This window comes from Aminobacter carboxidus (genome assembly GCF_014863355.1).
GTDB lineage: Bacteria > Pseudomonadota > Alphaproteobacteria > Rhizobiales > Rhizobiaceae > Aminobacter > Aminobacter carboxidus.
The window spans coordinates 719,792-746,196 of the sequence record NZ_JACZEP010000001.1 but is presented as its reverse complement, the minus strand read 5'-3'; the positions used below and the strand labels follow the sequence as shown (position 1 = coordinate 746,196).

The window sequence follows — 26,405 nt, the reverse complement described above, 5'->3', positions numbered from 1 at the left end:
GGGTGATTTCCGGCCATCCTAGACTGCTTCAGCGCTTTTCGCTAACAAGTAATCTCGCATAGTTTATGCGTAAATTCGATCAACTCGACCTGAGGCCAGGCGATGCGCCGCAGCTACGTCCCAACGATTGCAGAGCTTGAGGCGTTTCGCGCCTGCGCCAGCCTCGGCACGACAATTCGTGCTGCCGATCAGCTCGGCCTGACGCAGAGCTCGGTTAGCCGCTCGATCGGCCAACTGGAGGACCGACTCGGCGTGGCGCTGTTCCACCGGGTAAGACAGCGGCTGGCGCTGTCCGACGCCGGCCGACGCTTCGCCCGCGATGCCGAAACCATCCTCGACGCCCTGCACCAGGCAGCGGTACGCACCATGGCCTTCGGCGGCCAGTCCGACGTGCTGAGCATCGCTGTGCTGCCGACGCTGGCCGACCGCTGGCTGATCCCCAGGCTTGCCGGCTTCCACGCCGCCCACCAACAGGTCGCCATCGACCTTGCGGTCAGGCTCGAGATGGTCGACCTCGAGACGGAACCCTTCGACGCCGCGATCCAGCGCGGCCCGGCGGAGCCGGGACAGCCGGGTGTCGTGCGCCTGTTCGACGAGGAACTCGTCGTCGTGGCTTCACCGACCCTGCTCGACGGACGCGCCGCGCTCGACGATGCCGAGCTTGCAGCCCTGCCCCTTTTGCAGCAGTCGACCCGACCGACGCTGTGGCTGCAGTGGTTTCAGGCAGCCGGCATCGACCCGCGCACCACATTGCGCGGCCACCGCTTCGAACAATTCTCGATGGTCGTCGAGGCCGCGGTCGCCGGCCTCGGCGTCGCCCTGGTGCCGGAAGTGCTGGCCGAGCGCGAACTCGCTTCAGGCAGACTGGTCATGGCTTCGCCCAACCGCCTCGCTGGCGAAGTGCCCTACCGGCTCGCTTTCCGCCCCGGCAGCGAGGATCGCCCGGGCCTTCGCGAATTCGTCCGCTGGCTGACTTCAGAGGCCCAGCCGGTCAGATCCTGAGGCCGAAGCGGATGCCGTCATAGATGGCGGCGTGGATGTTGCGTGCCTGCACGGCATCGCCGATTCGCAGCAGCAGGAATCGGCCGTCCGGGTTCTTGTCTGGAAAAATGTCGCCGCCATGGATCAGGCGCTCGTAGTCGATGGCGCCAACGTTCTTCGACAGCGGCTTCAACTCGACATAAAGCTCGTCGAGCGGCAGCGTGCCATGCTCGACGACGATCTGGTCGATCCGGCGCTCCTCGCTCCAGCCCTTGGCGAAGTCGGACGACAGCGTCGCCACCAACTGGTTGCCGTCGCGCCGGACCTGTTGCAGCCGCGTGTTGATGGTGATCTTCACGCCGTTGCGATGAAAAGCCTCCATGTAAGGCACATGGTTCATGCCGCCGATCTCCGGCGCGAAGAAGCGCTCAGGCGTCAACAGCTCGAGTTTCGCGCCGGCCTTGCCGATCAGTTCGGCCGCGGTCATGCCCTGATGGCCACCATTGTCATCGTAAAGCAGCACGTTTTCCGCCGGTTTGACACTGCCGGCGATGATGTCCCAGCTCGATGTCACAAGCTCGCCGCCGGCATCGAGCGGCGGGTTCTGCGGCAGGCCGCCGGTCGCGATCACCACTGCGTCGGGATCGAGCGCCAGCACGTCGTCGCTTCCTGCCCAGATGTCGTAGCGGATTTCGACGCCGAGGCGCTCCAGCTCGGCGAGGCGCCAGTCGACGATGCCGATCAGCTCGCGCCGGCGCGGGTTCTGGGCGGCAAGCCGCACCTGCCCGCCGGCCTGGCTCGCGGCTTCAAGGACGGTCACCTTGTGGCCGCGCTCGCCAAGGACCCGTGCCGCCTCCAGCCCGGCAGCGCCGGCGCCGACCACGACGGTTCTGCGCAGCGGCCCGTCGGTGCGGGAAATGACATGCGGGATCGTCGCCTCGCGGCCGGTGGCGGCATTGTGGATGCAGAGCGCGCCGCCGCCCTCATAGATGCGGTCGAGGCAGTAGGTGGCGCCGACGCAGGGCCTGATCCGGTGCTCTTCGCCTGCCATTACCTTGGCGGTGATGTGCGGATCGGCGATATGGGCGCGTGTCATGCCGACCATGTCGAGCTTGCCAGCCGAAATCGCATGGCGAGCGGTGGCAACGTCGGAAATACGCGCGGCGTGGAACACCGGGAACTTCGTCGCGGCCCTCACCTCGCCGGCGAAATCGAGATGCGGCGCAGAGGCCATACCATGAATAGGGATCACGCCGGTCAAGGCCGCATCGGTGTCGATATGGCCGCGGATGATGTTGAGGAAGTCGAATTTTCCTGACGAAGCCAGCCGCTGGGCGATCTCAACGCCCTCGTCGCGCGTAAGACCCTTGTCCATGTCCTCGTCGGCGACCATGCGGATGCCGACAAGGAAATCCGGCCCGACGGCCGAGCGCACCGCATCAATCACCCGCCAGGTGAAGCGCAGGCGATTGTCGAGGGAACCGCCATAACAGTCGTCGCGGTGGTTTGTCGCCGGCGACCAGAAGCCGTCGAGCAGATGGCCGTAGGCCTCGAATTCCAGTCCGTCGAGCCCGGCCGCCTGCATGCGTTGGGCGGCGGAGGCATAGTCGGCGACGATGCGGTCGAGGTCCCAGTCCTCGGCGGCCTTGGGAAATGTGCGGTGGGCCGCCTCGCGCACCGGCGAGGCGCTGAGCACCGGCAGCCAGTCGGCCTTGTTCCAGGCGGTGCGCCTGCCGAGATGGGTGAGTTGGATCATCACCTTGCAGTCGTGCTCGTGACAGGCGTCGGCAAGCTCGGCCATGTAAGGCACGATGGCATCGTCATAGGCATGCAGGTTGCCGAAGGCAGCCGGACTGTCGCGCGAGACGATGGCCGAACCAGCGGTCATGGTCAGAGCCATGCCACCCCTGGCCTTCTCGGCATGGTAGAGCCGGTAGCGCTCCTTGGGCATGCCGTCCTCGGAATAGGCCGGCTCATGGCTCGTCGACATGATGCGGTTCTTGAGCCGCAGATGCTTGAGCTGGTAGGGCTGGAGAAGCGGATCGTTGCTGGTCATTGCCTTCCCGCATTGTCAGGCGCTAATACACGCCACTCGAAAATCTGACCCAGGCAGTCTGGCGCATGCCACTGTCCCGGCAATGAGCCAGGCCACTTCAGAAGAGCCACCCAATGACCATCACCGACACCCTCACCCAGCTTGGAACCCATGTTCAGACGCCGGCGTCGCCCGAGACCGCGGTGCTCGAAACCGTGCCTTATGACCGCATCGGCGGCCCGCCCGCCATCGTACGCTTCACCTGCCCGGAATTCACCTCGCTGTGCCCGGTGACCGGCCAGCCGGATTTCGCCCACATCGTCATCGACTACGCCCCAGACAAGCTTTTGGTCGAATCCAAGTCGCTGAAGCTGTTCATGGTCTCGTTCCGCAACCACGGCGCCTTTCACGAGGATTGCACGGTCATGATCGGCCGCCGCGTCGTTGCTGCGACCAAGCCTTTGTGGCTGCGCATCGCCGGCTACTGGTATCCGCGCGGCGGCATCCCGATTGACGTGTTCTGGCAGACCGGCAAGCCGCCGGAGGGCGTGTGGCTGCCCGAAACGGGTGTTGCGCCCTATCGCGGACGCGGCTGAACGCATCGAACTGGTCTGGGCGCTCACTGGCATTGATACTGGCTGAGCGCCCATTCGTTGGTCACCGACAACAGGTCGGCGACCTTCCATTCGCCATCGACCTTCTTCAGTTTCCACTGCATGCGATGCGGCTCGCCCGCCGCCGTGAAGGCAGCGACCACGATTGCTGAGTCGCCTGTTTCGGACCCGATGATCTTCAGGCTCTTGTCGAGCTCGGCCTTGTCGTAGACAGCACTGTCAAGCGGCATGTTGGCATCAAGGCAGTCACCCTGCTCCGATTTCTCAAGCTGGTCGCGCGCGTCAAGCACCGCCTTGGCCGGATCGACGAAGCGGCCGCGTTCGGCCGGATCGAGTTCGAGCCCGACATGGTCATAAAACGGCTTGACCGCCTCGACGGCAGTGCCGGCAAGTGCCGGGGTGACCAGCAAGGGCAGGATGGCAGTTGCAAAAGCAGCTTTCATGGCGGCCTCGGCGTTGGGTTGGCTGGCCTCAATAGCACGCATCATCGACCGCTGCCTTGCCGTGCTAACGTCATCTTTCACCTCGACGCGCATGATCCTGCCGTCGGCGTCGAAAAACACTGTCTCCTCGCCCGACCTGAGGAGGCGAGCGCCGGTGACGGCATGCGTCGCCTCGAGCCGCCAGCGCGCCCAGGCGGAGCGCTGTGACAATGCCGCCACCTGCTCGTCCTTGGAGACCTGGTCGCCATAGCAGGCGAAATAGCTCCGAAATGCCGCCAAGATCGCCTCGCGGCCGACAACGGTTGCACCGACACCATCGGAGACATAACAGGCAGCAGGCGCGAAGCAGGCTTCGATGGCGGCGAAGTCGAGCACGTCGATTGCCGCGTGGTAGGTTTTCAGAGCAGCGAGGGGATCGAAGGCCGTGTCCTGCATAGGCTGCGGCCCTCAATACCAGGCGTCTTCCATCGACGCCTTCCTCCGCGTCATGAAGTCCTGCAGCGCCTCGTCGATGCCTTCATCGAGCGGCGGCGCCTGATATTCGGCGAGCATCGTCTTCCAGCGCCCGTTGGCGCGAGTGGCGGCATCGACCGAGCCTGCGGCCTGCCATTTCTCGTAAGGCTCGTTGTCGGCGATGGCCGAATCCCAGAAAGCCGTCTCGTAGTTCTGCATCGTGTGGGCGCAGCCGAAGAAGTGGTTGCCGGGGCCGACTTCCTTGAAGGCGCCGAGCGCCAGCTGGTTGTCGTCGATCTTGACGCCGTCGAGATAGGTGTGCAGCGCGCCGCAGAAATCGGCGTCCATGACGAACTTCTCGTAGGACATGGACAAAAGCCCGTCGAGGAAGCCGGCGGAGTGCAGGATGAAGTTGGCACCGCAGTGGACGGCGGCCAGCATCGACATGGTGCCCTCGTTCATGGCGTGGGCGTCGGGCAGCTTGGAGGTGGTGAAATTGCCGGAGCAGCGCAGCGGCAGATTGAGCCGGCGCGCCAGTTGCCCGATGACCATCGAGCCGATCGCCGGTTCCGGTGTGCCGAAGGTCGGCGAGCCAGAGCGGAGCGACATGGACGACAGGAAATTGCCGAAGATGACAGGCGCGCCGGGCCGTTCGAGCTGGGTCAAGGCGCAGCCGGCCATGGTCTCGGCCAGCGACTGGGCGATGGCGCCGGCATTGGTCACAGGGCCCATGGCGCCGCCGAGGATGAAAGGCACGATCACCGCCGCCTGGTTGGCGCGGGCATAGGCACGCAGCGCGGTGGTCATGGTCGCGTCCCAGACCAGCGGCGAGTTGACGTTGACGTTGCCGAGGATGACGCAGTTTTGGTCGGCGAACTGGTCGCCGAAGACGATGCGCGCCATGTCGATCGACTCTTCCGCCCGGCCTTCCGACGTCACCGAGCCCATGAAGGCACGGTCGGAATAGCGGATGTGGCTGTAGACCATGTCGAGGTGGCGCTTGTTCACAGGCACGTCGACCGGCTCGCAGATGGTGCCGCCGGAATGATGCAGCCAGGGCGATGACTGCGCCAGCTTCACGAAGTTGCGAAAGTCCTCGATGGTGCCGTAGCGGCGGCCTTTGTCGAGGTCCATGACGAAGGGCGAGCCATAGGCCGGTGAAAACACCACGCTCTTGCCGCCGATCTCGACCGAACGTTCAGGGTTGCGCGCATGCTGGGTGAAGGTCGCCGGCGCTGTCTTCAGCACTTCGCGCAAAAGGCCAGGCTCGAATTTGACCAACACGCCCTCGACCTTGGCCCCTGCCCGCCGCCAATGGTCGAGCGCCACAAGGTCGTCACGGAACTCGATGCCGATTTCGGCGAGGATACGGTCGGCTGTCTGTTCGATGCGGACCAGGTTCTCCTCCGACAGTATGTCATATGTCGGGATATTCCTGACGATGTAGGGCCGGCCATGCGCCTCGGGACCATGCGAGCGCTGCTCCCGGCGGGCATTGCGGCCGCCGCGCTCGCGGCGCTTGGCGGGCTCGCTCGGGGTTTCGGCTGTGGCAACGCTCATGTCTGGCTCCAGATCGCTCTGACATGAAGCTAGCCTTTGGATCGCGCGCTGTGACGCTTGAAAATCCTCATCATTTGCATAAGCATGACTTATGCAAAGCTTGCGCCACCTGCTGCCCTCCGCCGGCAGCCTGATCGTCTTCGAAGCCGCCGGCCGGCTGGCGAGCTTCACTGCAGCCGGCCGCGAGCTCGGCATGACCCAGGCCGCCGTTTCCTACGCGATCCGGGGACTTGAGGATCAGTTCGGCGCCAAGCTGTTCCAGCGCCGCCACCGGCAGGTGCTGCTGACGGAAGCCGGCGAGCGTTTCCATGCCGATGTCACGCTCGGCCTGTCGCATATCCGCAAGTCGGCGGAGGAACTCAGGGCACGGGCGGGCGGCATGCACGTCACGTTGTCGGCCTCCACCGCCTTTGCCTCGTTCTGGATGATGCCGCGCCTGCAGAAATTCCGCGATGACCTGCCCGGCATCGACCTGCGTATCCAGACCGCCGATCGCGATCTCGACCTGGTGGCAGAAGGCATCCCGTTGGGCATTCGCGGCGGCGACGCCGCCGACTGGCCGGATTATGAACTTTTGCCCATCGCCAGCGAAGAGATTTATCCGGTCGCCGGGCCAGCCTATCTCTCACGCGCCGGCACACCGTCTACACCGGCGGAAATGACCCTGCATCACCTGATCCATCTCGAAGAACCCTATCGTCCGGCGGCGACGTGGAACGAGTGGTTCCAGTCGGCGGGGCTCAACGGTGCTGTCGCCAAGCGTGGGCTGGTCATCAACGACTACGTGCTGGTCATCCAGGCTGTCATGGAGGGCCAGGGAATCGCGCTGGGCTGGCGCCATCTCACCGACCGGCTGATATCGGCTGGGCTTTTGGTCAGGCTTTCCGATCACGTGATGACGACCAACAAGGGTTTCCACGTGGCGTGGCCAAGGAACCGCGCGCTGAACGAAAGTGCAGAGAAGGTGCGCGACTGGCTGGCGACACAGAGCTGACGACCGGTCGCGACATGCCACGATTTCCCACCGATATTGCGTCTCCACCGCTGTCCCGCCACGACCGAATCCCGCTATAGTCTTGCCATGCCCATTCGCCAGCTATCCGAAACGATGATCAACCAGATCGCCGCAGGCGAGGTCGTCGAAAGACCCGCCAGCGTGGTCAAGGAACTGGTCGAGAATGCACTCGACGCCGGGGCCTCGCGCATCGAGGTGGCGACATCAGGCGGCGGGCTCAACCTGATCCGCGTTGTCGACGACGGTTCGGGCATGCCCGAAGACGAGCTTTCGTTGGCGATCTCACGCCATTGCACCTCAAAGCTCGGCGAAGATATCCTCGACATTCGCTCGCTCGGTTTCCGCGGCGAGGCCTTGCCGTCGATCGGCTCGGTGTCGAAGCTCGCCATCCGCTCGCGCACGAAGGCTGCCGACAGCGGCGCCGAGATCTCGGTCGAGGGCGGCCGTGTCTCGGCCGTGCGGCCGGCGCCGAGCAACCGCGGCACCACCGTCGAGGTGCGCGACCTGTTCTTCGCCACGCCTGCCCGGCTCAAGTTCATGAAGACCGAGCGCGCCGAGGCAACGGCAATCGCCGACACGGTCAAGCGCATCGCGATTGCCTTCCCCGCCGTGCGGTTCACGCTTTCGGGCACCGACCGCTCGACGCTGGAGCTGCCGGCGACCTCAAACGACGTCGAAGGCAGGCTCGCCCGCATCGCCCAGGTGATGGGCACCGATTTTCCTGACAATTCGATCACCATCGATGCGGCGCGGGAGAGCGTTCGGCTCGAAGGCCATGTCTCGATCCCTTCCTACACCAGAGGCAATGCGCTGCAGCAATATGCCTATGTCAACGGCCGGCCGGTGCGCGACAAGCTGATCGCCTCGGCGATCCGTGGCGCCTATGCCGACGTCCTGCCGCGCGACCGCCATGCGGTAACAGTGCTGTTCCTGACGCTCGACCCGGCCTATGTCGACGTCAACGTGCATCCGGCCAAGGCCGACGTGCGCTTCCGCGACCCCGGCCTGGTGCGCGGTCTGATCGTTGGCGCCATCCGCCAGGCACTGGCCAATGCCGGCATCCGGCCGGCGACGACAGGGACGCAGGCGATGATGGGGGCGTTCCGGCCGGGGCCGACAAGCTACGGCCACCCCGGCCCGGCCAATGGCCATCGCGCCTACAATCCGGATTTCCGTGCCGCCACCTCGGCCAGTTACGATCCGCAACGATCGCCATTCCGGCCGCTCGACACGGGCTTTGCCGAGGCAGCACAGGCGAGCTTTGACACCGGACCGCTGCACAGCGCCGATGCCCGCGCCGGCCAGGCTGAGGTGGTTGAAGCGCTGCTGCGGACCGAACTGGGTGCCGCCCGGGCACAGGTGCATGAAAACTACATCGTCGCCCAGACCAGCGACTCGCTCGTCATCGTCGACCAGCACGCCGCCCATGAGCGCCTTGTCTATGAGGCGTTGAAAAACGCGCTGCATTCGCGCCCGATCCCCTCGCAGATGCTTTTGCTGCCCGAAATCGTCGATATGCCCGAAGAAGACGCCGAACGGCTGGCGCTGCATTCGGAGACGCTGGCCCGCTTCGGCCTTGGTGTCGAGCGTTTCGGCCCCGGCGCTGTCGCCGTGCGCGAAACGCCCGCCATGCTTGGTGAAACCGACGTCACCCAGCTGGTGCGCGATCTCGCCGACGAGATCGCCGACAGCGACACCGCTGATACGCTGAAGGAGCGGCTGCATGCCATTGCCGCAACGATGGCCTGCCACGGCTCGGTGCGGTCGGGGCGCCGACTGCGGCCGGAGGAGATGAACGCGCTGCTGCGCCAGATGGAGGCGACGCCGGGATCGGGCACCTGCAACCACGGGCGTCCGACCTACATCGAGCTCAAGCTCGCCGACATCGAAAAGCTGTTCGGCCGCAGGTAGCCTGTCAGCGCTTGAGATTGACCAGCACCACGCCGGCCAGCGCCAGCGCGCCGCCTGTTATGCCGAACAGGCCGGGCGTCTCGCCGAGCCAGACAAAGCCGATCGCAACAGCCACCGGTGGTACGCAATACATGAAGTTCGAGGCCCGCGACGCCGGCAGGCGCGACAGGGCCACCGACCAGCTGGCATAGGCAACCAGGCTCGGCACGATGCCGAGAAAGATGACCGACCAGAATGGTTCGGCTGCGGCGACCGACATCTGGGCGAGGCCGTTGGGCAGTGCGGGTGCGAGGAAAAGTGCGCCGAGGATCATGTTCCAGGCCGAGACGGTCAGCGGCCGATGGCGGCTGTACAGGCGCTTCTGGACAATGCTGCTCAGCGACGTGCACAACGCCGATCCCAGGATCAGCAAGGCGCCGGTGTTGAAGGTCAGCCCCTGCCCCTCGCCGAGCGCGATGATGCCGATGCCGGCAAACGACAGGAAGGTGCCGACCCAGGCAAGCACCGGGAAGCGCTCGCCGAGCAGGATCATCGCCAGCACCGCCGTGATGATCGGGTTGACGTTGATGATGAAGCTCGCCGCACCCGCCGAGACAGTCATCTCGCCATAGTTCAGCAGCACTGTGTAGAGTGCGATGAAGACCGCGCCGCCGAAGGCAAAACGCCACAGTTCGTTCAGTGCCGGCAAGGCCGGGCGCAGGACCATCAGGTAGATCGCAGACGGCACCGCCGCGATGGCAAAGCGCAGCGCACCCAGTTCGATCGGGTCGATGGCACTCAGCCCGGCGCGAATGGCCGGAAAGGACGAGGCCCAGCCGACGATCGTCACGATCACCGCGAGGATGGTCACGGCAGAAGACGCCTGTGTCGGATTCAACGTGCTGGTCTGGGCGGTCATGGCTAGGCCTCGTCAGTTTGGGTCTGCGGGCTAGACTTCTCCGATACCGAGCTGATTGACAAACGAATAAATCGAGGCTCAGCTGTGAGCATGGATCACAGCTCAGAACAGATGCTCCCTCTCGAAACCTTGCGCGCCTTCCAGGCGGCAGCGCGCAGCGGCAGCTTCTCGGCGGCAGCCGAAAAGCTCAACATGACCCATGGCGCGATCAGCCGGCAGGTCGCCAAGCTCGAGGACTGGCTTGGGCTCAGGCTGTTCGAGCGTGGCGCGCGCGGGGTAACGCTGACGCTCGAAGGCCAACGCCTGCATCTGCGCGCCAATGAAGCGTTCTTGCTGATATCAGATACCACCGACCGCTGGGTCGAGCCGCGCGGCGCTGCTGTCGTGCGGCTGACCTCCATCCCATCCATCGCCGGGCTGTGGCTGATGCCGCGCCTGTCGGAACTCGAAGGCGGCACCCCAAGACTGCGCGTGGTGCTCGACATCGACATTCGCCAGGCCGACCTCGCCGACGAGGGCATCGACCTGTCCATTCGCTGCGGACGCGGCAAGATCCCGGGCCGCATATCGACGCAGATGTTCGAAGAGCATTGTTTTCCCATCGCCTCCCCGGAGCTTGCCGCACGGATCGGCAGCGGCAGCGCCGAAAGGCTGCTGGACTTTCCGCTGATCCACGATTCCGACGCATCGAGCTGGCGTTCCTGGTTCAGCACGCATGGCCTCGACTATCGCCCTCGCCCGCAGGACCGGCGCTTCGAGGACTACAATCTGGTGCTGTCGGCGGCGAGCCACGGCTTGGGCATCGCTCTCGCGCGGCCGCCGCTCACCGAAAACCAGCTGAAGGCCGGTCATCTCGTCGTCGTCGACGAGCATCGCGCGCTCAATCCGGTCTCCTATTGGCTCGACCGCCCCATGGGCCGGCCCAGGAGTGCCGCGGCTGAACTGGCGCGTCGCATCGGTCACCATGCCGGGCTGGCGCCCGAGACGGTCGAACGGTTCCTGTCCGAAGAGAGGTAACTTGACCCAAGACATTTTGTGACCGTAAAAGCCGGGCACTGCACGGCACGCCCTTCTTAACGGGCCCAAGAAACTGTAGATTTCGGATCGCTGTTGATTTCGGCAAGCGATGCGGCTGGCGATCGGCACCAGGAGATTGAGCGAAAACCCATGATGAACCGTTTCGAAGGCCCCGGCTCGCGCGAAGCCCGCATCCGCTATCTCGACGGCGATTTCCAGGTGACGAGCCCCGGTTCCTTCGTGCGCTGCGCGGTGACAGGTGAATCGATTCCGCTGGATGAGCTCAAATACTGGAGCGTCGCGCGCCAGGAGCCTTATCGTGACGCTGCCGTATCGCTGGCCCGTGAAATCGACATGAATCCGGACCTGCGCAAGCGCAAGTAAGGCGCCTCAGCCTGATATCTTCCGGCGGCGCCAGGCTTCCAGCGCTTCGCCGATGATGCGCTCCGGCGCATTCTCGACGTCGAAGACCGCGTCGATCTCCAGCACGTTCAGGTTTTCCAGGAATTCGGGCGAAGCTGCGCCATGGCGCAGCCTGGCGGCATCCTTGGACGTGGTGACCAGTTCGAGCTCGCCGGCGCGGGCGGCAGTTGCCAGGTCCTCGAGCTCGTCGGGCAGGTAGAAATGATGGTCGGCGAACGGATGCGCCAGGACCACCGTCGCGCCGGCTTTGGTCAGAGTGTCGAAGAACTTTTCCGGATGGCCGATACCGGCGAAGGCGAGGAAGCGGCGGCCAGCGAATGCCTTCTTGCCACGCGGACGCGCAACCGCGGCAAAGACCGGCTTGCCGGCACGCGCCGCCTGACGCACCACCGCATCGGCCTTTTCGCCCTCGCCCATCTTGAGGACGGCGTCGGCGAACCTGAGCTGATCGATCAGCCGCGCCCGCATCGGCCCGCCTGGGATGACGTGTCCGTTGCCCAAGCCGTAGCGGGCATCGACGACGATCAGCGCATAGTCGATGTGGATGCGCGCGCTCTGGAAGCCGTCATCCATGATGAGGAAGTTGCAGCCGCGCTCGATCAGCATCCGCGCGCCGGCGGCCCTGTTGGCCGAGACCGCGACCAGCGCATGTTCGGCCAAAAGCAGCGGCTCGTCGCCGACATGCTTGGCGCTGTCGTGATGGGCGTCGACGATGTGCGGTTCGGCGAAGCTGCCGCCATGCCCGCGCGACAGGAAGCCGGGCACCAGCTGCATGCGCTTGGCCTGCCTGGCGAGTGCTATGGCAATAGGGGTCTTGCCGGTGCCGCCGACGGTGAAGTTGCCGACACACAGCACCGGTGCGTCGATCTTTTCGCGCCTGGCCGCCTTCATGCGCCGGCCTGCCACCAGGGCATAAAGCGCCGACACCGGATAGAGCGCGTAGGCGCGCCAATCCGGCTTTTCCCACCAGAAAGGAGGCGCTTCGCTGGCCAGACCTACCTCCCGCCCGCGCCCTTAAGGCGCGACTGCACGATCAGCGGATGGATATAGGGTTCGAGCGCCTTCAGCGTCCGGGCGAGCGCGCCGCGCATTTCCTCGACGGTGGCAGCACCGGCCGACATCATGTCGTGGCGGGCGATTTCGTTGCCGAGCAGGAAATTGACGGCACCGGCGAGCATGTCACGGTCGCGCACGATCTTGGCGCCGCCCTTGTCGATCAGACGCTGGTAGGTGTCGCGGAAGTTCTGGACGTTGCGCCCGGCGAGAACCGCGGTGTCGAGCATCGCCGGCTCGAGCGGGTTCTGGCCGCCCTGCGCGGTCATCGAGCGGCCGACGAAGGCGATCTCGGTCAGGCGCAGATAAAGCCCCATCTCGCCGATGGTGTCGCCGAGCAAGATGTCGGTGTCAGGCGTGATGCGGTCGCCGGTGCTGCGGCGGGCGACATTCAGGCCCATGGCGGTCAGCTCCGCCACCAATGCCTCGGCACGGTCGGGATGGCGCGGCACGATGATGGTCAGCAGGCTGCGGTGGCGGCTGCGCAGCATGGCGTGCACTTCGGCAGCCATCACCTCTTCGCCGTCATGGGTCGACACGGCTGCCCAGGTCGGGCGGCGGCCGATCTGGCGCTGGATCGCGTACAGGGCGGCTTCGTCCGCCGGCGGCGGCGAAGTATCGACCTTGAGATTGCCCGATACGGTGACGGGGCGGGCGCCGAGCGCGCGAAAACGCTCGCCGTCGACCTCGGACTGCGCCACCACATGGGCCATGTTTTCAAACAGCGCCTCGGCGATGTAGGCGCGCTTCTTCCACGACTTGAACGAGCGGTCCGAGAGCCGTCCGTTAACCAGGATCTGCGGCACGCGGCGCGCGCCGAGTTCGAGGATCGTCATCGGCCAGATTTCCGATTCGGCGATGATCGCCAGGTCGGGGTGCCAGTGATCGAGGAAGCGGCTGACGGCCGGCTTGAGGTCGAGCGGCACATATTGATGGATGATCCGGCCACCCAGCCGCTCTTCCGCGACCTGCGCCGAGGTGACGGTACCCGTCGTCAGGACGACATGGATGCCGTAGCCAAGGATCGACTCTATCAATGGCACGACCGCGATCGTCTCGCCGACGCTCGCCGCATGGAACCAGATCAATGGCCCATCGGGCCGTTCACGGCTCGGCACGCCATAACGTTCACGGCGGCGGTTGTGGTCTTCCTTGCCCTTGGAGGCGCGCCAGGCGACATAGGTGCCAACCATCGGATAGGCAGCGGCACCTGCGTAACGATAGGCTCTGAGGAAGGCGCGAGCCCAGCGTTCGCTCATGTGCCACTATCCAATCTGCCACTGGCCACTTTGCCGCCATCGACTTTGCCGCCATCAACCAGGCGATAGGCCTGTTCGGTGGCATGGTCGATGGCCGCGGTCAGTTCCTGGCGCTTGCGCTCCATCTCGGCGTCGTCGGCATCGGCCGGAACCTCGATCAGCGGGGCGACGAAGATGGCGCAGCGGCCGAAGGGCAGATTGATCGTGGTCTTGTCCCAGCTGCCTTCCAGCACTTTGCGGCGGCTGGTGGCAATCGCCGCCGGCGCGATCGGGCGCCCGGAAAGCCGTGCCAGGAGCACGATGCCCATGCCGGCGTCACGCGGCGTGCCATGCGGAATGTCAGCGATCATGCAGACGTTCTTGCCGGTATCGAGCGCCTTTTTCAGGGCGATCAGCGCGGTTGCGCCACCTTTTTCGTGCTTGCGCCTGGTTTCACGCCCGCCGGAGCCGCGCACCGCCTCGATGCCGAACTTGTTGATGACAAGCGCATTGAGCTCGGCATCGGCGCTGCGCGACACCATCGCCACCAGGCCGCGCTTGCTCGGATAGAGCGCCGGCGCCAGCAGATGCTGGCCGTGCCACAGCCCGACGATCAGCGGCTCGCTGTCGGCATGGCTGCCGCCGGCCAGCTCATAGGAGCCCTTGACCAGCGGATTGGTCAGCCTGATGAAGCGCATCGCACCGGCAAACAGGCTCGCCACCGCACCCTTGGCGAAGCGCGATTTGGCAAGCGGCTCGCGAATGCGGCGCCAGAACGTCTTCGACGCTGGCTGCTTGACGCGCTTCTTCTTCGTCGCGGGCCTCACGGCCGGCGACGCCATGCGGGGTTGCTCCATCAGTTCTGACCGGCAGCCTTTGTGTCGGGCTCCAGCAACCGATGCAGGTGAACGACGAAGTAGCGCATATGGGCGTTATCAACGCTTGCCTGCGCCTTTGCCTTCCAGGCCAGCTCGGCCGACTTGTAGTCGGGATAGATGCCAACCATGTCGAGCGCGTCGAGATCGCGGAACTCGGTTCCACCGAGCTTGGTCAGTTCGCCGCCAAACACCAGATGCAGGAGCTGCTTTTTTCCGTTTTCTTCGGACATCTGTTTCCTTGATTCATCATCTCAGGGCTTGCCTGATCTAGACCAAAGCGCGCCGTTTTGGAACAGTCGGTAAAATCATCACCCGTCGTGGCTGGCGAGAACCCCGGCCATGACATCGAGCAGCGTCCCGCTGCCGGCCATCAGCGCGCCGTGAACGATGTCCTCGCCGGCAAAGGAGAGCCGGCTGCCATGCCGGTCGAGCAGCTTGCCGCCCGCCTCGGTCAGGATCAGCTCGGCAGCGGCGATGTCCCAATCATGGGCATTCGGCTTGACGAAAGTCGCATCGAGCACCCCGTTGGCGATCATCGCCACGCGATAGGCCAGCGAGGGAATGTAGGTCTCGCGATCGAGCCTGCCCTGCCAGCCCACAGGCATCCTGTCGATCATCGGCTTGGGACCGGCAATACGCATGCGTTCGCCCGGTTCGCGCACCTTCAGGGGCTGGCCGTTGAGAAAGGCGCCACCGCCTTTGACCGCCCAGTAGGTCTCTTGCCGCGCCGGGCATTCGAGCACGCCGGCGAGCGAACGGCCGGCCTCGACGACGGCAACGCTGACGCACCATGCCGTGCGCCCCTCGACGAAGCCGCGCGTGCCGTCGATCGGGTCGACGACGAAGGTGCGGCGCGCGCCGAGCCGGTCGGGACTGTCGGCGGTTTCCTCCGACAGCCAGCCATAATCGGGCCTGGCCGCCGTCAAGGTTTCACGCAGATAGTGGTCGGCGGCGTAATCGGCCTCGCTGACCGGCGAATTGCCGCCCTTGAACCAGACTTCCGGGCTCTGCCGGAAAAAGCCCATGGCGATCCGCCCGGCCTCGGTGGCAGCAGCACGCAGCAGGTCGAGCTCGGCCTTCAGGTCGGAATTGTCGATGTTGTCAGTCGCCTGCAAGGGTCATGCCTTCGATCAGAAGCGTCGGCGCGGCAGTGCCGAAATTGCGGTCGATGTCGCTTGCCGGCACCATGCGCAGGAACATATCCTTGAGGTTGGAGGCGATTGTCACCTCCGACACCGCCCAGGTGATCTCGCCATTCTCGATCCAGAAGCCGGAAGCGCCGCGGCTGTACTCGCCCGTCACCATGTCGACGCCCTGGCCGAACACCTCGGTGACATAGAAGCCGCGCTTGAGCGAGCGGATGATGTCCTCGGGCGAGCGCTCGCCCGGCTCGATGCTGAAATTGGTCGACGACGGCGACACAGACGAGCCGCCGCGCGCGCCACGGCCATTGGTGACGAGCCCGAGTTCGCGCGCCGCCGATGTCGACAGGAACCAATGGTTGAGCACGCCCTTGTCGACCATCTTGAGCGTCGCACCTTCGATGCCCTCGCCGTCGAACGGCCGCGACGCCTGGCCACGCAGCTTCAACGGCTCGTCGATGGCGGTAATGGCGGCGGAAGCCACCTGCTTGCCCATCATGTCGCGCAGGAAACTTGTCTTACGGGCGACCGACGCGCCGTTGATGGCGCCCGCGAGGTGCCCGGCGATGCCGCGCGCAACACGCGGATCGAAGACCACGTCGACGGGCCCGGTTGCCGCCTTGCGCGCGTTGAGCCGCTTGACGGCACGCTCACCGGCCTTGCGGCCGATTTCGTCAGCCGCATCGAGGTCGGCGAAGTGAATACGTGACGAATATTCGTAGTCGCGCTCCATCGACGTGCCTTCGCCGGCGATGACACTGGCGGAGCGCGAGAAGCGCGAGCCGACATAGTGGCCGACAAAGCCGTGCGACGTTGCAAGCACCAACCCGCCAAGACCGGCGGCGGCACCCGCGCCGGACGAATTGGTCACGCCCTTGACGGCGAGCGCTGCCTCTTCGGCGGCGAGCGCGTCTTCCTTGAGGCGCTCGGCGGATACAACGGTGTTGTCGAACAGATCGAGGTCGCGCGGTGCATGCGTCAGCAATGATGCATCAGCCAGGCCCTGATAGGGATCTTCGGGCGAAACCCTGGCCATGGCCACGGCGCGCTCCGCCAGCACTTGCGGATCGGAGGCGGCAGTCGCCGAAACGCTGGCGACGCGCTGGCCGACGAACACTCTCAGCGACATGTCCTCGCTCTCCGAGGCCTCAGTTGCCTCGACCTTGCCGAGACGCACCGAAACGCTTGTCGAGCGGCCGCGCACCGCAACCGCGTCGGCGGCGTCGGCGCCGGCCCTCTTTGCCGCCTCGACGAGGCTCGCCACCCGGTCGGCCAGTTTCGCGGCGTCGTTGGTATCGTTCATTGGCATGTTCCGATTGCTAACCGCCCGTTGGTCGCGGCCCGTACCACCCCATCTATTGTCCCCAACCCGCTTGTGCAATGGGCGGGTGCATGGTCAAACGACCATGATGCGGCGCTTCGCTGCCGAAATCTCTAGGGAAATCGCATGTCCACACAGGCCTCGGCGGCGGCACCGGCAAAATTCACCACCGGTTCGACCATGCGCCATGTCGTGGTCATGACCGGCACCGGATCGGTCGGCCTGATCGCCATTTTCATCGTCGACGCGCTCAACCTGTTCTACATTTCGCTGCTCGGCATCGAAGAACTGGCCGCCGCGATCGGTTTTGCCTCGACGCTGCTGTTTTTTACTCTTTCGATCTCGATCGGCTTCACCATCGCCTGCGGTGCGCTGGTGGCGCGCTGCCTCGGCCGCGGCCAGCGCGAAGAAGCCCGACGCATGGGCGGGGCATCAATGGTGTTCATGGGTGTCGCAACGCTTGTCATGACCCTTGCCGCCATGCCATTCCTACGCCCGCTGCTGTCGCTGCTTGGCGCCACCGGCGCCACGCTCGACCTGTCGACACGCTTCCTGCAGATCGTGCTGCCGTCATTTCCTATTATGGCGCTCGGCATGTGCACGACTGGCATCCTGCGCGGCGTCGGCGATGCGCGCCGGGCGATGTATGTGACGCTGGGCAGTGGCATCGCTGCGGCCATTCTCGATCCGATCCTGATCTTCGGCTTCGACCTCGGCCTCGATGGCGCCGCGATCTCGACGGTGCTGACGCGTTTCGTGATGCTGGCCATCGGACTGCACGGCGCCCATGTCGTGCACAAGCTGATCAAGATCCCCGATTTGAGCGGGATGCGCGAGGCTGTTCGTCCATTCTTCGCCATCGGCGTTCCGGCAATGCTGACCCAGGTCGCGACCCCCGTCGGCAACGCCTATGTCACCATCGAAATGGCCGCTTTCGGCGACCAGGCGGTGGCGGGCTGGGCGATCATCGGACGCCTCGTCCCGGTCGCCTTCGGCGTCATCTTCGCGCTTTCAGGCGCGGTCGGGCCGATCCTCGGACAAAACTACGGCGCCCGCAAATTCGACCGCCTGATCACGACGATGCGCGACAGCCTGCTGTTTACCATCGTCTATGTGCTGGCCGTCTGGGCACTGCTGGCGATCTTCGCCAATCCGATTGCCAGCGCCTTCGGGGCCGAAGGCATCGCCCGCGAACTGATCGTGTTCTTCTGCCACTTCGCCGCCGCCAGCTTCCTGTTCAACGGTGCGATCTTCGTGTCGAGCGCTGCCTTTAACAATCTCGGCTATCCGACCTACTCGACTGTGTTCAACTGGGGCCGCTCGACGCTTGGCGTCATCCCCTTCGTCTGGATCGGCGCCCATTACTGGGGTGCTATCGGCGTCATCGCCGGCTGGGGCCTGGGCGCGGTCGTGTTCGGGGTGGTGTCGATGTTTACCTGCTTCCGCGTCGTCAACGCGATCGCGCGCGAACCGCAGCCTCAGGACCAGCCGGCGCCGGCGCCGCCTCCGGCGGCGCAGTCGCCCTTCTCCACCGGCAAGGCATCGACCCTGCAATAGGCGGAAACTGTCGGCCCATTCGGCCTATTGAAGGATCTCGTCCACAGCGCGTTTGAGTTCGTCCTTGATCGCCACGGTCTCGGCCATCACCTGGTCGATCTTGAGGAAATCAAGTGCCCGGAAGCGCGACACCGGCGGCCTGAGGAAGATGTCAGGCGGGTTCTGGCCGAGCTTGTTGGCGATGATCGACTGCATCATCAACTGGCTGGCGCCGAACATCAGGTCGATGGAGTTGGGCTGCTTGCGCCCGTTTTCGAATGGCGCACCGACGACGTCGATGGCAATGACATGGTCGGCCAGGCCCTCGAGCAGGTCGAACGGCACCGGATTGTAGATGCCACCGTCGATATAGAGGATGTTGCCGCGCGTCACCGGCTTGAACACCGCCGGGATCGCCGCCGAAGCGGCAAGGGCTGAAAACAGCTCGCCCTCCTCGAACACCTTCAGGCAATGGCCGTAATAGTCGGTTGCCGTCACCTTCAAGGGCAGCTTGAGTTCCTCGAACGTTGCCGGCACGCCGTCGGGCAGGAACGATTTGAGGATGCGCTCGACATTGAACTGGGTGACCCGGATGCCGCTTTCGACCATCTCCGACAGCGTGCCCGGCCGGGCACGCCACATGCGGCTTGCAACCTCCGCCGGCCGGCCGAGCACGGCCCGGGAGTGCTCGTGGATTTCCTTGCCGGTCAGGCCGGCGGCCATGCCGGCACCCATCACCGCGCCGATGGAGGAACCGGCGATTGCCACCGGCTTGATGCCAAGCTCGTCGAGCGCCTCGATGACATGGATATGAGCGAGGCCACGCGCCCCGCCGCCGCCGAGCGCCAGTGCGAAGGTGGCGCTCATCCCTTGCTCTCTCCGAATTTCGGACCGAGGATCATGATCGCCGGTTCGACCGACAACAGCTTGCGTGCCGCCGCCCTGACGTCGTCGAGCTTGACCGCGTTGATCAGGTCGATGCGCCTCTGCATGTAGTCGATGCCGAGCTTGTCGGTCTGCAGGTCGACAAGCGTGCCCGCGATGGCGCCCGAGGAATCGAGATTGTTGATGGCATAGGCGCCGAGCATGTATTTCTTGGCCGCGTCGAGTTCGGCCTCGGAGGGCCCCTCCTCCGCCATCTTGCGGATCACCTCGCGGATGACGCCGAGCGTCTCGGCTGCCCGGTCCGACCGTGTCGCCGTGCCGATGATCAGCGACGACGAATGCTCCTGGTTGATCAGCGCCGAGCTTACACTGTAGGCCAGCCCGCGCTTTTCGCGCACCTCGTCGAACAGCCGCGACGAGAATGTGCCGCCGCCGAGGATATGTTCCATCAGTGCAGCGGCGAGGAAGTCCGGCGCCTCGCGCGCAACGCCCGGGTAGACCAGTTGCAGCGAAGTCTGCGGCAGCGGGTACTCGATGTGCATCGTCTGGTCGAGCTTTGGCTCGACGCGTTCGACGGAACGCAATTGAGCTTTTTCCGGCAACTGGCCGAACACCTCGTCGAGCCGCGTCTTCAGCGTTTCGGCATCGATGGCGCCAACGACGGCGACATGGATGTTCTCGCGGGCGAAATTGGCCTTGTGGAAGGCGCGCAGGTCATCCGCGGTGATCGTTGCCAGCGACTTCTCGGTGCCCATGTCAGGCCGGGCATAAGGATGCGTGCCGTAGATCGCCTCGGCCCATTTGCGCGCGGCCTGGGTTTCGGGATCACGCGCATTGGCAACGATGCCGTTGACGATCTGCGAACGGATGCGGTCGATCGGCGCCTGGTCAAAGCGTGGCTTCTCGACAGCCAGCTTCAGCAGCTCGAACGCATCGTCCTGCCGCTCGGCAAGCATGCGCATGCCGCCTCCGACCGCGTCATTGCCTTCGTTGAAGCCCATTTCAGCGCCGGCCTCGTCGAGCTTGATCTGGAAGGCATCGCTGTCGAGATCGCCAGCACCTTCGTCGAAAAGCCCGGTCATCAGGTTGGCGAGCCCTTCCTTGCCGATAGGGTCCTGCGTGCTGCCGCCGTCGAACAGGAACTTGATGGCGATGATCGGCACCGAATAGTCCTCGACCAGCCAGGCGGTGATGCCCTTGTCGGACTTGACCTCCTGGATGCGGACTTCGGCGCGCGCGGCAACCACCGCCGGCAGCACCAGAAACACCAGCGCCAGCATCAGCGTCGCCGCTGAAATGACGACCTTGAAGCGAATTGCTGTGAGCATGGTCATGTGGGTCATTTCTCGACGGACTTCGCCGGCAGCAGATAGCCTGCAACCGAGTGGTCGGGATTGAGATATTTGGCGGCAACCGCCTTGATCTGGTCGGTGGTGACAGTGCGTATCCGGTCTGGCCACTGCTCGATGTCGGTGACCGTGCCGCCGGTCGCCAGCGTGCTGCCATAGATGTTGGCCATGCTTGCCTGGTTGTCGCGGGCAAAGATCATCGAACGGACAAAGCGGTCCTTGGCCTTTTCAAGCTCGTCCGAGGTCACGCCGTCCTTGATGATGCGGCGGATTTCGACATCGACCGCGGCTTCCACCTGCTGCAGGCCGGCTTCGCCACGCGGCGCGCCATAGACGGTGAAGCTGGTGTCGTCGACCATCGTGCCCTGGAAGAAGGCGCCGGCGGACGAGGCTATGCCGTCCTTGACCACGAGGCCCTGATAGAGCCGGCTGCGGCTGCCACCGCCGAGGATTTCCGACAGCAAGTCGAGCGCTTCAGCCTCGCCCGGCTCGGCCGTCTGGTAGGACGGCACCACCCAGGCCTTGGAGAAGCTCGGCACGCTGACCCGCTCGTCGGTCAGTTCGACGGTGCGCTTTGTGTTCTGCTCCGGCTCGGTCGGGCGGACGCGTGGAGGAAGATTCGGACCACGCGCGACCTTGCCATAGGTCTTTTCGGCCAACGCCTTGACCGTATCCGGCTCGACGTCGCCTGCGACGATCAGGATCGCGTTGTTGGGCGCGTAGTACTGGACGTAGAAGGCGGTCGCGTCGACGCGGTTGAGCTTTTCGATCTCGTGCATCCAGCCTATGACAGGCGTTCGGTAAGGCTGGTTCTGGAACAGCGTCGCGTCGACTTCCTCGTTGAGCAGCGCGCCGGGGTTGTTTTCGATGCGCGAGCGGCGCTCCTCCAGGATGACATCACGCTCGGGTCCGATCACCGCGTCGGTCAAAACCAGATTGCGCATCCGGTCGGCCTCGAAACTCATCATGGTCTCAAGTGCGGCGGGTGTGACCGTCTGGTGATAGGCGGTGTAGTCGTAAGTGGTGAAGGCGTTCTCGCTGCCGCCGATTTCGGCGACCTTCTGGCCGAACTCGCCAGCCTTGTGATTGGTGGTGCCCTTGAACATCAGGTGTTCGAAGAAGTGGGCGATGCCCGACTTGCCGGGCATCTCGTCGGCGCTGCCGACCTTGTACCAGACCATGTGCGTGGCGATCGGCGCGCGGTGGTCTGGGATGACGACGACCTGCATGCCATTGGCGAGCGTGAAGCTGGTGACCTTCCAGTCGCTGCGCGGCGCTTCGGCCAGAACCGGTGCCGTCCAGGCGAGACCCAAGGCAAATACGGTTGGCAGCGAAGCTTTCGCCCGCAAGAATCTCAAGATCATCGACTGCCTCTGAATGTGGACGTGGCCGCCTTATAGGCTTGGGCACAAAGCGGCGGGAAGTGAATTGTTCGTAATCTTCCGGTCCGAAAGAGGCCGAAGTCGGGCGCCGACAGCTATTCGGCTTCGATGAATCGGATCACCGTCTCGCCATAGGAACGTTCGTCTAAGATGGAGAAGCCGGGCCCCGGCTCGAAAGCCGCAGCGGCCGCCTCTTCGACAACGCACAGCGCACCGGGCGCGAGCCAGCCGCCGGCGCGGGCCGAGCGCAGGGCTTTCTCGCCCAGTCCCTTGCCATAGGGCGGATCGGCAAAGACCAGACCGAAGGGCCCAAGGGTCCCCGCATCGCCCAGACCAGTCGCATCGCGGCGGAAGATCTTGGTCCTTCCGGTCAGGCCGAAGCTTTCGACATTGGTGCGGATGAGCCCGCGGCCTTCCGCTGATTCCTCGATGAACACGCAATAGGCAGCACCGCGTGACAGCGCCTCGATGCCAAGCGCGCCGGTGCCGGCAAAAAGATCAAGCACCCGCACGCCTTCGAGCCTGCCGCCGAAGCGATGCGCAAGCATGTTGAACACCGCTTCGCGCGTGCGATCCGTGGTCGGGCGAATGGCGTTGTCGCGCGGCGTGGCCAACGGCCTGCCGCGCAATTCGCCACCAACAACCCGCATCAGCCGCGATCCCGGCGTGGGCCGCCGGGCCGTCCACCACGCGGGCCATCGCCCTTAGGCTTGTCGAAGCGAGGCTTGTCAGAACGCGGCTTGTCAAAGCGCGGCTTGTCGCGCGGCGGCCTCGCTGCTGCTTCGGCCTTGGCCTTTTCGCTCTGCGGACGCGCGCCAGGCGCCATCCAGACATTGGCCTTGCGGGCACCAGGGGTTTCGAACGGCTTCTTTTCGCGGTCGTCGCCCTTCTTGCCACCGAACTTCGGCTTGTCGCCGAATTTGGGCTTGTCGCCAAATTTGGGCCGATCACCGAACTTCGGCTTGTCGCCGAAGCTGGGCTTGTCGCCAAACTTCGGCCGCTCGGTCGACAGGCGGCCAAGCACGTCCTCGCGATGACGCTCGTTGGAGCGCTTGCGGTTCTTGATCAGACCGCCCTCGCCGATACGGCCGCGTTCTCCGTCGCGCTGGAACTTTGGACGCTCCGGCTCTTCGACACGGGGCGGCGTTGCATTGCGGAAGGTCGGCTTGTTGGAGAAGGGCTTGACGATGTCGGCGTCGAAATTGGCGCCCGACTCCTCGATCAGCCGCTCGCCAAGCTGGTCGCGCAGCATCTTGCCCTTGATCTCCTGGACATGGCCCTCGGGCAGCTCGCCGAGCTGGAACGGGCCGTAGGAGATGCGGATCAGGCGGTTCACCTCGAGGCCGAGCGCGCCGAGGATGTTCTTGACCTCGCGGTTCTTGCCTTCACGCAGGCCGATGGTGATCCAGGCATTGCTGCCCTGCTCGCGGTCGAGCGTCGCTTCGATCGAGCCGTAGAATACGCCCTCGACGGCGATGCCGTCCTTGAGACCGTCGAGCGTCTTCTGCTCGACCTTGCCATGGACACGCACGCGGTAGCGGCGCAGCCAGCCGGTTGCCGGCAGTTCGAGCACGCGCGACAGCCCACCGTCATTGGTCAGCAGCAGCAAGCCTTCGGTGTTGATGTCGAGGCGGCCGATGGTCATCAGGCGCGGCAGCTCTTGCGGCAGCACGTCAAAGACGGTCTTGCGGCCCTCGGGATCGCGGTTGGTGGTGACCACGCCTGCCGGCTTATGGAACAGGAACAGGCGGGTGCGCTCGATCGGCGGGATTTCCATGCCGTCGAGATGGATGATGTCATCCGGCATGACGTTGACCGCCGGAGACGCCAGGATCTTGTTGTTGACCTTGACGCGGCCGGCAGAAATCAGCTCCTCGGCATCGCGGCGCGAAGCGAGGCCGGCACGTGCCAGGCGCTTGGCGATACGTTCGCCCGGCTCCGGTGCATCCTCGGAAGCACGCGGGCGCGGCTTGAAGCCCTCGCTCGACGGGCGACGGTCGCCATCCGGCCTCGGACGGAACGTCCTCGCCTCGCCGCCTTCGCGCTTCTCGTAAGGCCTGCCGCCTTCAGGGCGCGGGCCCGAACGGAACGGGCGGTCGCCACTTGCGGGACGGGCCTCGCCGTCGCGCGGGCGGAATTCACGATGCGGGCGCTCGCCGCCTTCGGCGGGACGCGCACGGTACGGCTTGTCGCCACCAAAGGAGCGGCCACCTTCACGCTTTTCGTAGGGCTTGCCTTCGGCACGCGGGCCCTTGCTGAACGAGCGCTCGCCGCTTGCCGGGCGCGCTTCGCCGTCGCGCGGACGGAACTCGCGCTTGGGACGTTCGCCACCCTCGGCACTTGCGGCTGGACGCGCACGATAAGGCTTGTCGCCACCAAAGGAGCGGCCGCCTTCGCGCTTCTCGTAGGGCTTGCCTTCGGGGCGCGGACCCTTGTTGAAGGTGCGCTCGCCGCTTGCTGGACGCGCTTCGCCGTCACGCGGACGGAACTCGCGCTTGGGACGTTCTCCGCCCTCGGCACTTGCGGCTGGACGCGCACGATAGGGCTTGTCGCCACCAAAGGAGCGGCCACCCTCACGCTTTTCGTAGGGCTTGCCCTCGGGACGCGGGCCCTTGTGGAACGTGCGCTCGCCACTTGCCGGACGCGCGTCATCGCGCGGACCGAAATCGCGCTTGGGACGATCCGGGCGATCGCCACCGCCTGCACTGGCAGGACGCGGTGAATACGGCTTCTTCGCAAACGGCTTGCCAGCACCTTCGCTGCGCGGCTTGCCGAATTTCTTCGCACCGCCGTCACGGCCGCCTGCACCAGCCGGTTTTGACCCGCCCTTGCGGGGGAATTTCTTACGATCGTCGTCCATGGTGGCCTTTGCCCTTTTCGGCGGCTAGATAACAGGAAGCTCGGGGGTTAGCGAGGGGTAACAGGATGGATGAGGCGTGAAACGGCCCGATTACATGGCATTGGCCTTTGCCGAGGCGGAAGCTGCGGCCGCACGCGGCGAAGTGCCGATCGGCGCGGTCATCGTGCATGGCAACGAAATCGTCGCCCGTGCCGGCAACCGGACCCGCGAACTCAACGATGCCACCGCGCATGCCGAAATACTGGCGATCCGCCAAGCCTCCGAGCGGCTCGGCCAGGAGCGCCTGACCGGGCTCGACCTCTATGTGACGCTCGAACCCTGCACCATGTGCGCCGCCGCGATCTCGTTTGCCCGCCTGCGCCGGCTCTATTTCGGCGCCGTCGACGACAAGGGCGGCGCGGTGGTCAGCGGTATCAGCTTCTACGCCTCCCCCACCTGCCATCATGCACCCGATGTCTATGCCGGCATCGGCGAAACACGCGCCGCCGAGATGCTCAAGAGCTTCTTCAAGGACAGGCGCGAGGACTAGAGCGTTTCCGCTTTCTTCGAACCGCGGATCCTCTCTATCTTTTGTTTGCGCAATTCCGGACGGAAAACCGCTTCACACTTTTCCTGGATTTGCTTCTCTTTTTTGTTTTGCGCAATTCCTAGGGAAAACCGCTTCACACTTTTCCTGGAATTGCTGTAGGCCTCAAAAACGAAAACGCCCTGAACCAGTCAGGGCGCCCGGTCAGTCTGCAACTGTGGCCAGGATCAGAACGGCCACCAGCTGGTGCTCTTCTTGGCGAGCTTCTTCTTGCGGCGTTCCTTCTTGATCTCGTCTTCGCCGAGCTCATCCTGGGCAGCGGACGCTGCCGCCTGGCGGTAGGCCAGCGGCGGTTCGCTCAGATATTTGCGGGTCGTGGTGCTGCCCTGCTTGTTCTCGCGCAGGCGGCGTTCGATCTCGATCTTGCGCTGGGCCGGGGTCCACTTGCTCATGTCGGGGCCGTTCAGCGCCGACATGTCGTTGACAACCTGAGGCTCGAAGTTCGGATTGTCGCGATTCTTGGTCGCTTCGTCGCGGATGCGGGCGCGGCGTGCCTCGGGCGATTCGGGCCAGTCGGCGCTTGCCGTGGTGACGATGTTGTCCTGCGGCGCCGGCAGTGCGGCGACCTGGCCGGTCTTCGGCTTCACCAGCTCCGGACGCGGCTTGTATTCGATGCTGTTGGTCTTCGGCTTCAACGACATGATGTTGGTCAGGTCGGACGCCAGCTGGGTCGTCGCCGACTTGTCGGTGCCGTAGGTGGGCGCGCTCATGCAGCCCGTAAGCGCCAGGCCGGAAACGGCGAGCGACGCAAGCAAAGCTCCGCGCGCGCTGATGCGGTCCGTCATGCCAGTAATTTTCACTCGAACGCCTCTCGCTAGATGCCGG

24 protein-coding genes are annotated in these 26,405 nt (G+C 64.9%); 8 read left to right on the top strand and 16 right to left on the bottom strand.

All coding sequences use genetic code 11. The features are described from left to right. Positions 1–102 precede the first annotated feature (102 nt). Positions 103–1,002, top strand: coding sequence for a LysR family transcriptional regulator (locus IHE39_RS03515; RefSeq protein ID WP_184768722.1), 900 nt, complete (start codon positions 103–105; stop codon positions 1,000–1,002). Here the strand turns inward: IHE39_RS03515 and IHE39_RS03510 are convergent. Next, entirely contained in the window at positions 992–3,037 is a 2,046-nt protein-coding gene (locus IHE39_RS03510) for an oxidoreductase (RefSeq protein WP_192565520.1), read from the bottom strand. The genes IHE39_RS03515 and IHE39_RS03510 overlap by 11 nt on opposite strands. A gap of 113 nt (positions 3,038–3,150) precedes the next feature. Here IHE39_RS03510 and queF point away from each other — a divergent pair, with 113 nt between their 5' ends. Then, positions 3,151–3,612: a preQ(1) synthase gene (gene queF, locus IHE39_RS03505; RefSeq protein WP_184768720.1), complete on the top strand. Its 462-nt coding sequence runs from the start codon at positions 3,151–3,153 to the stop codon at positions 3,610–3,612. A gap of 23 nt (positions 3,613–3,635) precedes the next feature. Here the strand turns inward: queF and IHE39_RS31055 are convergent, their stop codons facing one another. After that, positions 3,636–4,508 (bottom strand): nuclear transport factor 2 family protein, encoded by an 873-nt coding sequence (locus IHE39_RS31055; protein ID WP_343070054.1) that lies wholly within the window; start codon positions 4,506–4,508, stop codon positions 3,636–3,638. Positions 4,509–4,520: 12 nt separating this feature from the next. Then, positions 4,521–6,086: a trimethylamine methyltransferase family protein gene (locus IHE39_RS03495; RefSeq protein ID WP_192565519.1), complete on the bottom strand. Its 1,566-nt coding sequence runs from the start codon at positions 6,084–6,086 to the stop codon at positions 4,521–4,523. A gap of 91 nt (positions 6,087–6,177) precedes the next feature. Here IHE39_RS03495 and IHE39_RS03490 point away from each other — a divergent pair, with 91 nt between their 5' ends. After that, complete coding sequence (locus tag IHE39_RS03490) at positions 6,178–7,080, top strand: LysR substrate-binding domain-containing protein (RefSeq protein ID WP_192565518.1); 903 nt, start codon at positions 6,178–6,180, stop codon at positions 7,078–7,080. An 87-nt stretch (positions 7,081–7,167) separates the two neighbouring features. Beyond that, a complete protein-coding gene (gene mutL, locus IHE39_RS03485; protein WP_192565517.1) occupies positions 7,168–9,012 on the top strand; it encodes a DNA mismatch repair endonuclease MutL in 1,845 nt (614 codons plus the stop codon). A 4-nt stretch (positions 9,013–9,016) separates the two neighbouring features. Here mutL and IHE39_RS03480 read toward each other — a convergent pair whose 3' ends face one another. Continuing rightward, complete coding sequence (locus IHE39_RS03480; RefSeq protein WP_184768714.1) at positions 9,017–9,910, bottom strand: DMT family transporter; 894 nt, start codon at positions 9,908–9,910, stop codon at positions 9,017–9,019. 111 nt (positions 9,911–10,021) lie between these two features. On the opposite strand from IHE39_RS03480, the gene IHE39_RS03475 reads away from it, so the two are divergent. Both IHE39_RS03475 and IHE39_RS03470 read left to right on the top strand, forming a co-directional pair. Then, the gene (locus tag IHE39_RS03475; protein WP_246485374.1) at positions 10,022–10,927 is read left to right on the top strand and encodes a LysR substrate-binding domain-containing protein; all 906 of its coding nucleotides are present in this window, start codon (positions 10,022–10,024) and stop codon (positions 10,925–10,927) included. A gap of 150 nt (positions 10,928–11,077) precedes the next feature. Then, a complete protein-coding gene (locus tag IHE39_RS03470) occupies positions 11,078–11,311 on the top strand; it encodes a DUF2093 domain-containing protein (protein ID WP_184769184.1) in 234 nt (77 codons plus the stop codon). 6 nt (positions 11,312–11,317) lie between these two features. Here the strand turns inward: IHE39_RS03470 and lpxK are convergent, their stop codons facing one another. The 6 genes from lpxK to IHE39_RS03440 all read right to left on the bottom strand — a co-directional run bounded on the left by lpxK (position 11,318) and on the right by IHE39_RS03440 (position 16,964). Further along, positions 11,318–12,343, bottom strand: a complete 1,026-nt coding sequence (gene lpxK / locus IHE39_RS03465; protein ID WP_192566036.1) for a tetraacyldisaccharide 4'-kinase — start codon at positions 12,341–12,343, stop codon at positions 11,318–11,320. A 2-nt stretch (positions 12,344–12,345) separates the two neighbouring features. Beyond that, positions 12,346–13,662, bottom strand: a complete 1,317-nt coding sequence (gene waaA, locus IHE39_RS03460; RefSeq protein WP_184768712.1) for a lipid IV(A) 3-deoxy-D-manno-octulosonic acid transferase — start codon at positions 13,660–13,662, stop codon at positions 12,346–12,348. Continuing rightward, a complete protein-coding gene (locus tag IHE39_RS03455) occupies positions 13,659–14,498 on the bottom strand; it encodes a lysophospholipid acyltransferase family protein (protein WP_184768711.1) in 840 nt (279 codons plus the stop codon). Before IHE39_RS03455 ends, waaA begins: the two co-directional genes overlap by 4 nt. Then, entirely contained in the window at positions 14,498–14,749 is a 252-nt protein-coding gene (locus IHE39_RS03450) for a DUF4170 domain-containing protein (RefSeq protein ID WP_067963345.1), read from the bottom strand. The genes IHE39_RS03455 and IHE39_RS03450 overlap by 1 nt, the downstream gene beginning before the upstream one ends. Positions 14,750–14,827: 78 nt before the next feature. Next, a complete protein-coding gene (locus tag IHE39_RS03445) occupies positions 14,828–15,634 on the bottom strand; it encodes a 3'(2'),5'-bisphosphate nucleotidase CysQ (RefSeq protein ID WP_192565515.1) in 807 nt (268 codons plus the stop codon). Next, positions 15,621–16,964, bottom strand: coding sequence for a TldD/PmbA family protein (locus tag IHE39_RS03440; RefSeq protein ID WP_192565514.1), 1,344 nt, complete (start codon positions 16,962–16,964; stop codon positions 15,621–15,623). Before IHE39_RS03440 ends, IHE39_RS03445 begins: the two co-directional genes overlap by 14 nt. Before the next feature lie 144 nt (positions 16,965–17,108). Here IHE39_RS03440 and IHE39_RS03435 point away from each other — a divergent pair, with 144 nt between their 5' ends. After that, positions 17,109–18,539, top strand: coding sequence for an MATE family efflux transporter (locus IHE39_RS03435; protein WP_184768708.1), 1,431 nt, complete (start codon positions 17,109–17,111; stop codon positions 18,537–18,539). A 24-nt stretch (positions 18,540–18,563) separates the two neighbouring features. On the opposite strand, the gene IHE39_RS03430 is transcribed toward IHE39_RS03435, so the two are convergent. The 5 genes from IHE39_RS03430 to IHE39_RS03410 form a co-directional block, all read right to left on the bottom strand. Then, on the bottom strand, positions 18,564–19,385 hold the full coding sequence (locus tag IHE39_RS03430; protein ID WP_192565513.1) for a patatin-like phospholipase family protein: 822 nt from the start codon (positions 19,383–19,385) through the stop codon (positions 18,564–18,566). Next, a complete protein-coding gene (locus tag IHE39_RS03425) occupies positions 19,382–20,737 on the bottom strand; it encodes a M16 family metallopeptidase (RefSeq protein WP_192565512.1) in 1,356 nt (451 codons plus the stop codon). The genes IHE39_RS03430 and IHE39_RS03425 overlap by 4 nt, the downstream gene beginning before the upstream one ends. 5 nt (positions 20,738–20,742) lie before the next feature. After that, entirely contained in the window at positions 20,743–22,116 is a 1,374-nt protein-coding gene (locus IHE39_RS03420) for a M16 family metallopeptidase (protein WP_192565511.1), read from the bottom strand. 113 nt (positions 22,117–22,229) lie between these two features. Continuing rightward, positions 22,230–22,784 (bottom strand): 16S rRNA (guanine(966)-N(2))-methyltransferase RsmD, encoded by a 555-nt coding sequence (rsmD, locus tag IHE39_RS03415; RefSeq protein WP_192565510.1) that lies wholly within the window; start codon positions 22,782–22,784, stop codon positions 22,230–22,232. Beyond that, positions 22,784–24,994, bottom strand: coding sequence for a pseudouridine synthase (locus IHE39_RS03410; protein ID WP_192565509.1), 2,211 nt, complete (start codon positions 24,992–24,994; stop codon positions 22,784–22,786). The genes rsmD and IHE39_RS03410 overlap by 1 nt, the downstream gene beginning before the upstream one ends. Before the next feature lie 76 nt (positions 24,995–25,070). Between IHE39_RS03410 and IHE39_RS03405 the strand changes: the two genes are divergently transcribed. Continuing rightward, a complete protein-coding gene (locus IHE39_RS03405) occupies positions 25,071–25,523 on the top strand; it encodes a deaminase (RefSeq protein ID WP_192565508.1) in 453 nt (150 codons plus the stop codon). A gap of 224 nt (positions 25,524–25,747) precedes the next feature. On the opposite strand, the gene IHE39_RS03400 is transcribed toward IHE39_RS03405, so the two are convergent. Continuing rightward, positions 25,748–26,365, bottom strand: a complete 618-nt coding sequence (locus tag IHE39_RS03400) for a hypothetical protein (RefSeq protein WP_184768701.1) — start codon at positions 26,363–26,365, stop codon at positions 25,748–25,750. Positions 26,366–26,405: the final 40 nt, after the last annotated feature.

Coding starts and splice junctions, on each gene's coding strand:
- IHE39_RS03515 (WP_184768722.1), top strand. CDS start 103: ATGCGCCGCAGCTACGTCCCAACGATTGCAGAGCTTGAGGCGTTTCGC.
- IHE39_RS03510 (WP_192565520.1), bottom strand. CDS start 3,037: ATGACCAGCAACGATCCGCTTCTCCAGCCCTACCAGCTCAAGCATCTG.
- queF (WP_184768720.1), top strand. CDS start 3,151: ATGACCATCACCGACACCCTCACCCAGCTTGGAACCCATGTTCAGACG.
- IHE39_RS31055 (WP_343070054.1), bottom strand. CDS start 4,508: ATGCAGGACACGGCCTTCGATCCCCTCGCTGCTCTGAAAACCTACCAC.
- IHE39_RS03495 (WP_192565519.1), bottom strand. CDS start 6,086: ATGAGCGTTGCCACAGCCGAAACCCCGAGCGAGCCCGCCAAGCGCCGC.
- IHE39_RS03490 (WP_192565518.1), top strand. CDS start 6,178: ATGCAAAGCTTGCGCCACCTGCTGCCCTCCGCCGGCAGCCTGATCGTC.
- mutL (WP_192565517.1), top strand. CDS start 7,168: ATGCCCATTCGCCAGCTATCCGAAACGATGATCAACCAGATCGCCGCA.
- IHE39_RS03480 (WP_184768714.1), bottom strand. CDS start 9,910: ATGACCGCCCAGACCAGCACGTTGAATCCGACACAGGCGTCTTCTGCC.
- IHE39_RS03475 (WP_246485374.1), top strand. CDS start 10,022: ATGCTCCCTCTCGAAACCTTGCGCGCCTTCCAGGCGGCAGCGCGCAGC.
- IHE39_RS03470 (WP_184769184.1), top strand. CDS start 11,078: ATGATGAACCGTTTCGAAGGCCCCGGCTCGCGCGAAGCCCGCATCCGC.
- waaA (WP_184768712.1), bottom strand. CDS start 13,662: ATGAGCGAACGCTGGGCTCGCGCCTTCCTCAGAGCCTATCGTTACGCA.
- IHE39_RS03455 (WP_184768711.1), bottom strand. CDS start 14,498: ATGGAGCAACCCCGCATGGCGTCGCCGGCCGTGAGGCCCGCGACGAAG.
- IHE39_RS03450 (WP_067963345.1), bottom strand. CDS start 14,749: ATGTCCGAAGAAAACGGAAAAAAGCAGCTCCTGCATCTGGTGTTTGGC.
- IHE39_RS03440 (WP_192565514.1), bottom strand. CDS start 16,964: ATGAACGATACCAACGACGCCGCGAAACTGGCCGACCGGGTGGCGAGC.
- IHE39_RS03435 (WP_184768708.1), top strand. CDS start 17,109: ATGTCCACACAGGCCTCGGCGGCGGCACCGGCAAAATTCACCACCGGT.
- IHE39_RS03430 (WP_192565513.1), bottom strand. CDS start 19,385: ATGAGCGCCACCTTCGCACTGGCGCTCGGCGGCGGCGGGGCGCGTGGC.
- IHE39_RS03425 (WP_192565512.1), bottom strand. CDS start 20,737: ATGACCATGCTCACAGCAATTCGCTTCAAGGTCGTCATTTCAGCGGCG.
- IHE39_RS03420 (WP_192565511.1), bottom strand. CDS start 22,116: ATGATCTTGAGATTCTTGCGGGCGAAAGCTTCGCTGCCAACCGTATTT.
- rsmD (WP_192565510.1), bottom strand. CDS start 22,784: ATGCGGGTTGTTGGTGGCGAATTGCGCGGCAGGCCGTTGGCCACGCCG.
- IHE39_RS03410 (WP_192565509.1), bottom strand. CDS start 24,994: ATGGACGACGATCGTAAGAAATTCCCCCGCAAGGGCGGGTCAAAACCG.
- IHE39_RS03400 (WP_184768701.1), bottom strand. CDS start 26,365: ATGACGGACCGCATCAGCGCGCGCGGAGCTTTGCTTGCGTCGCTCGCC.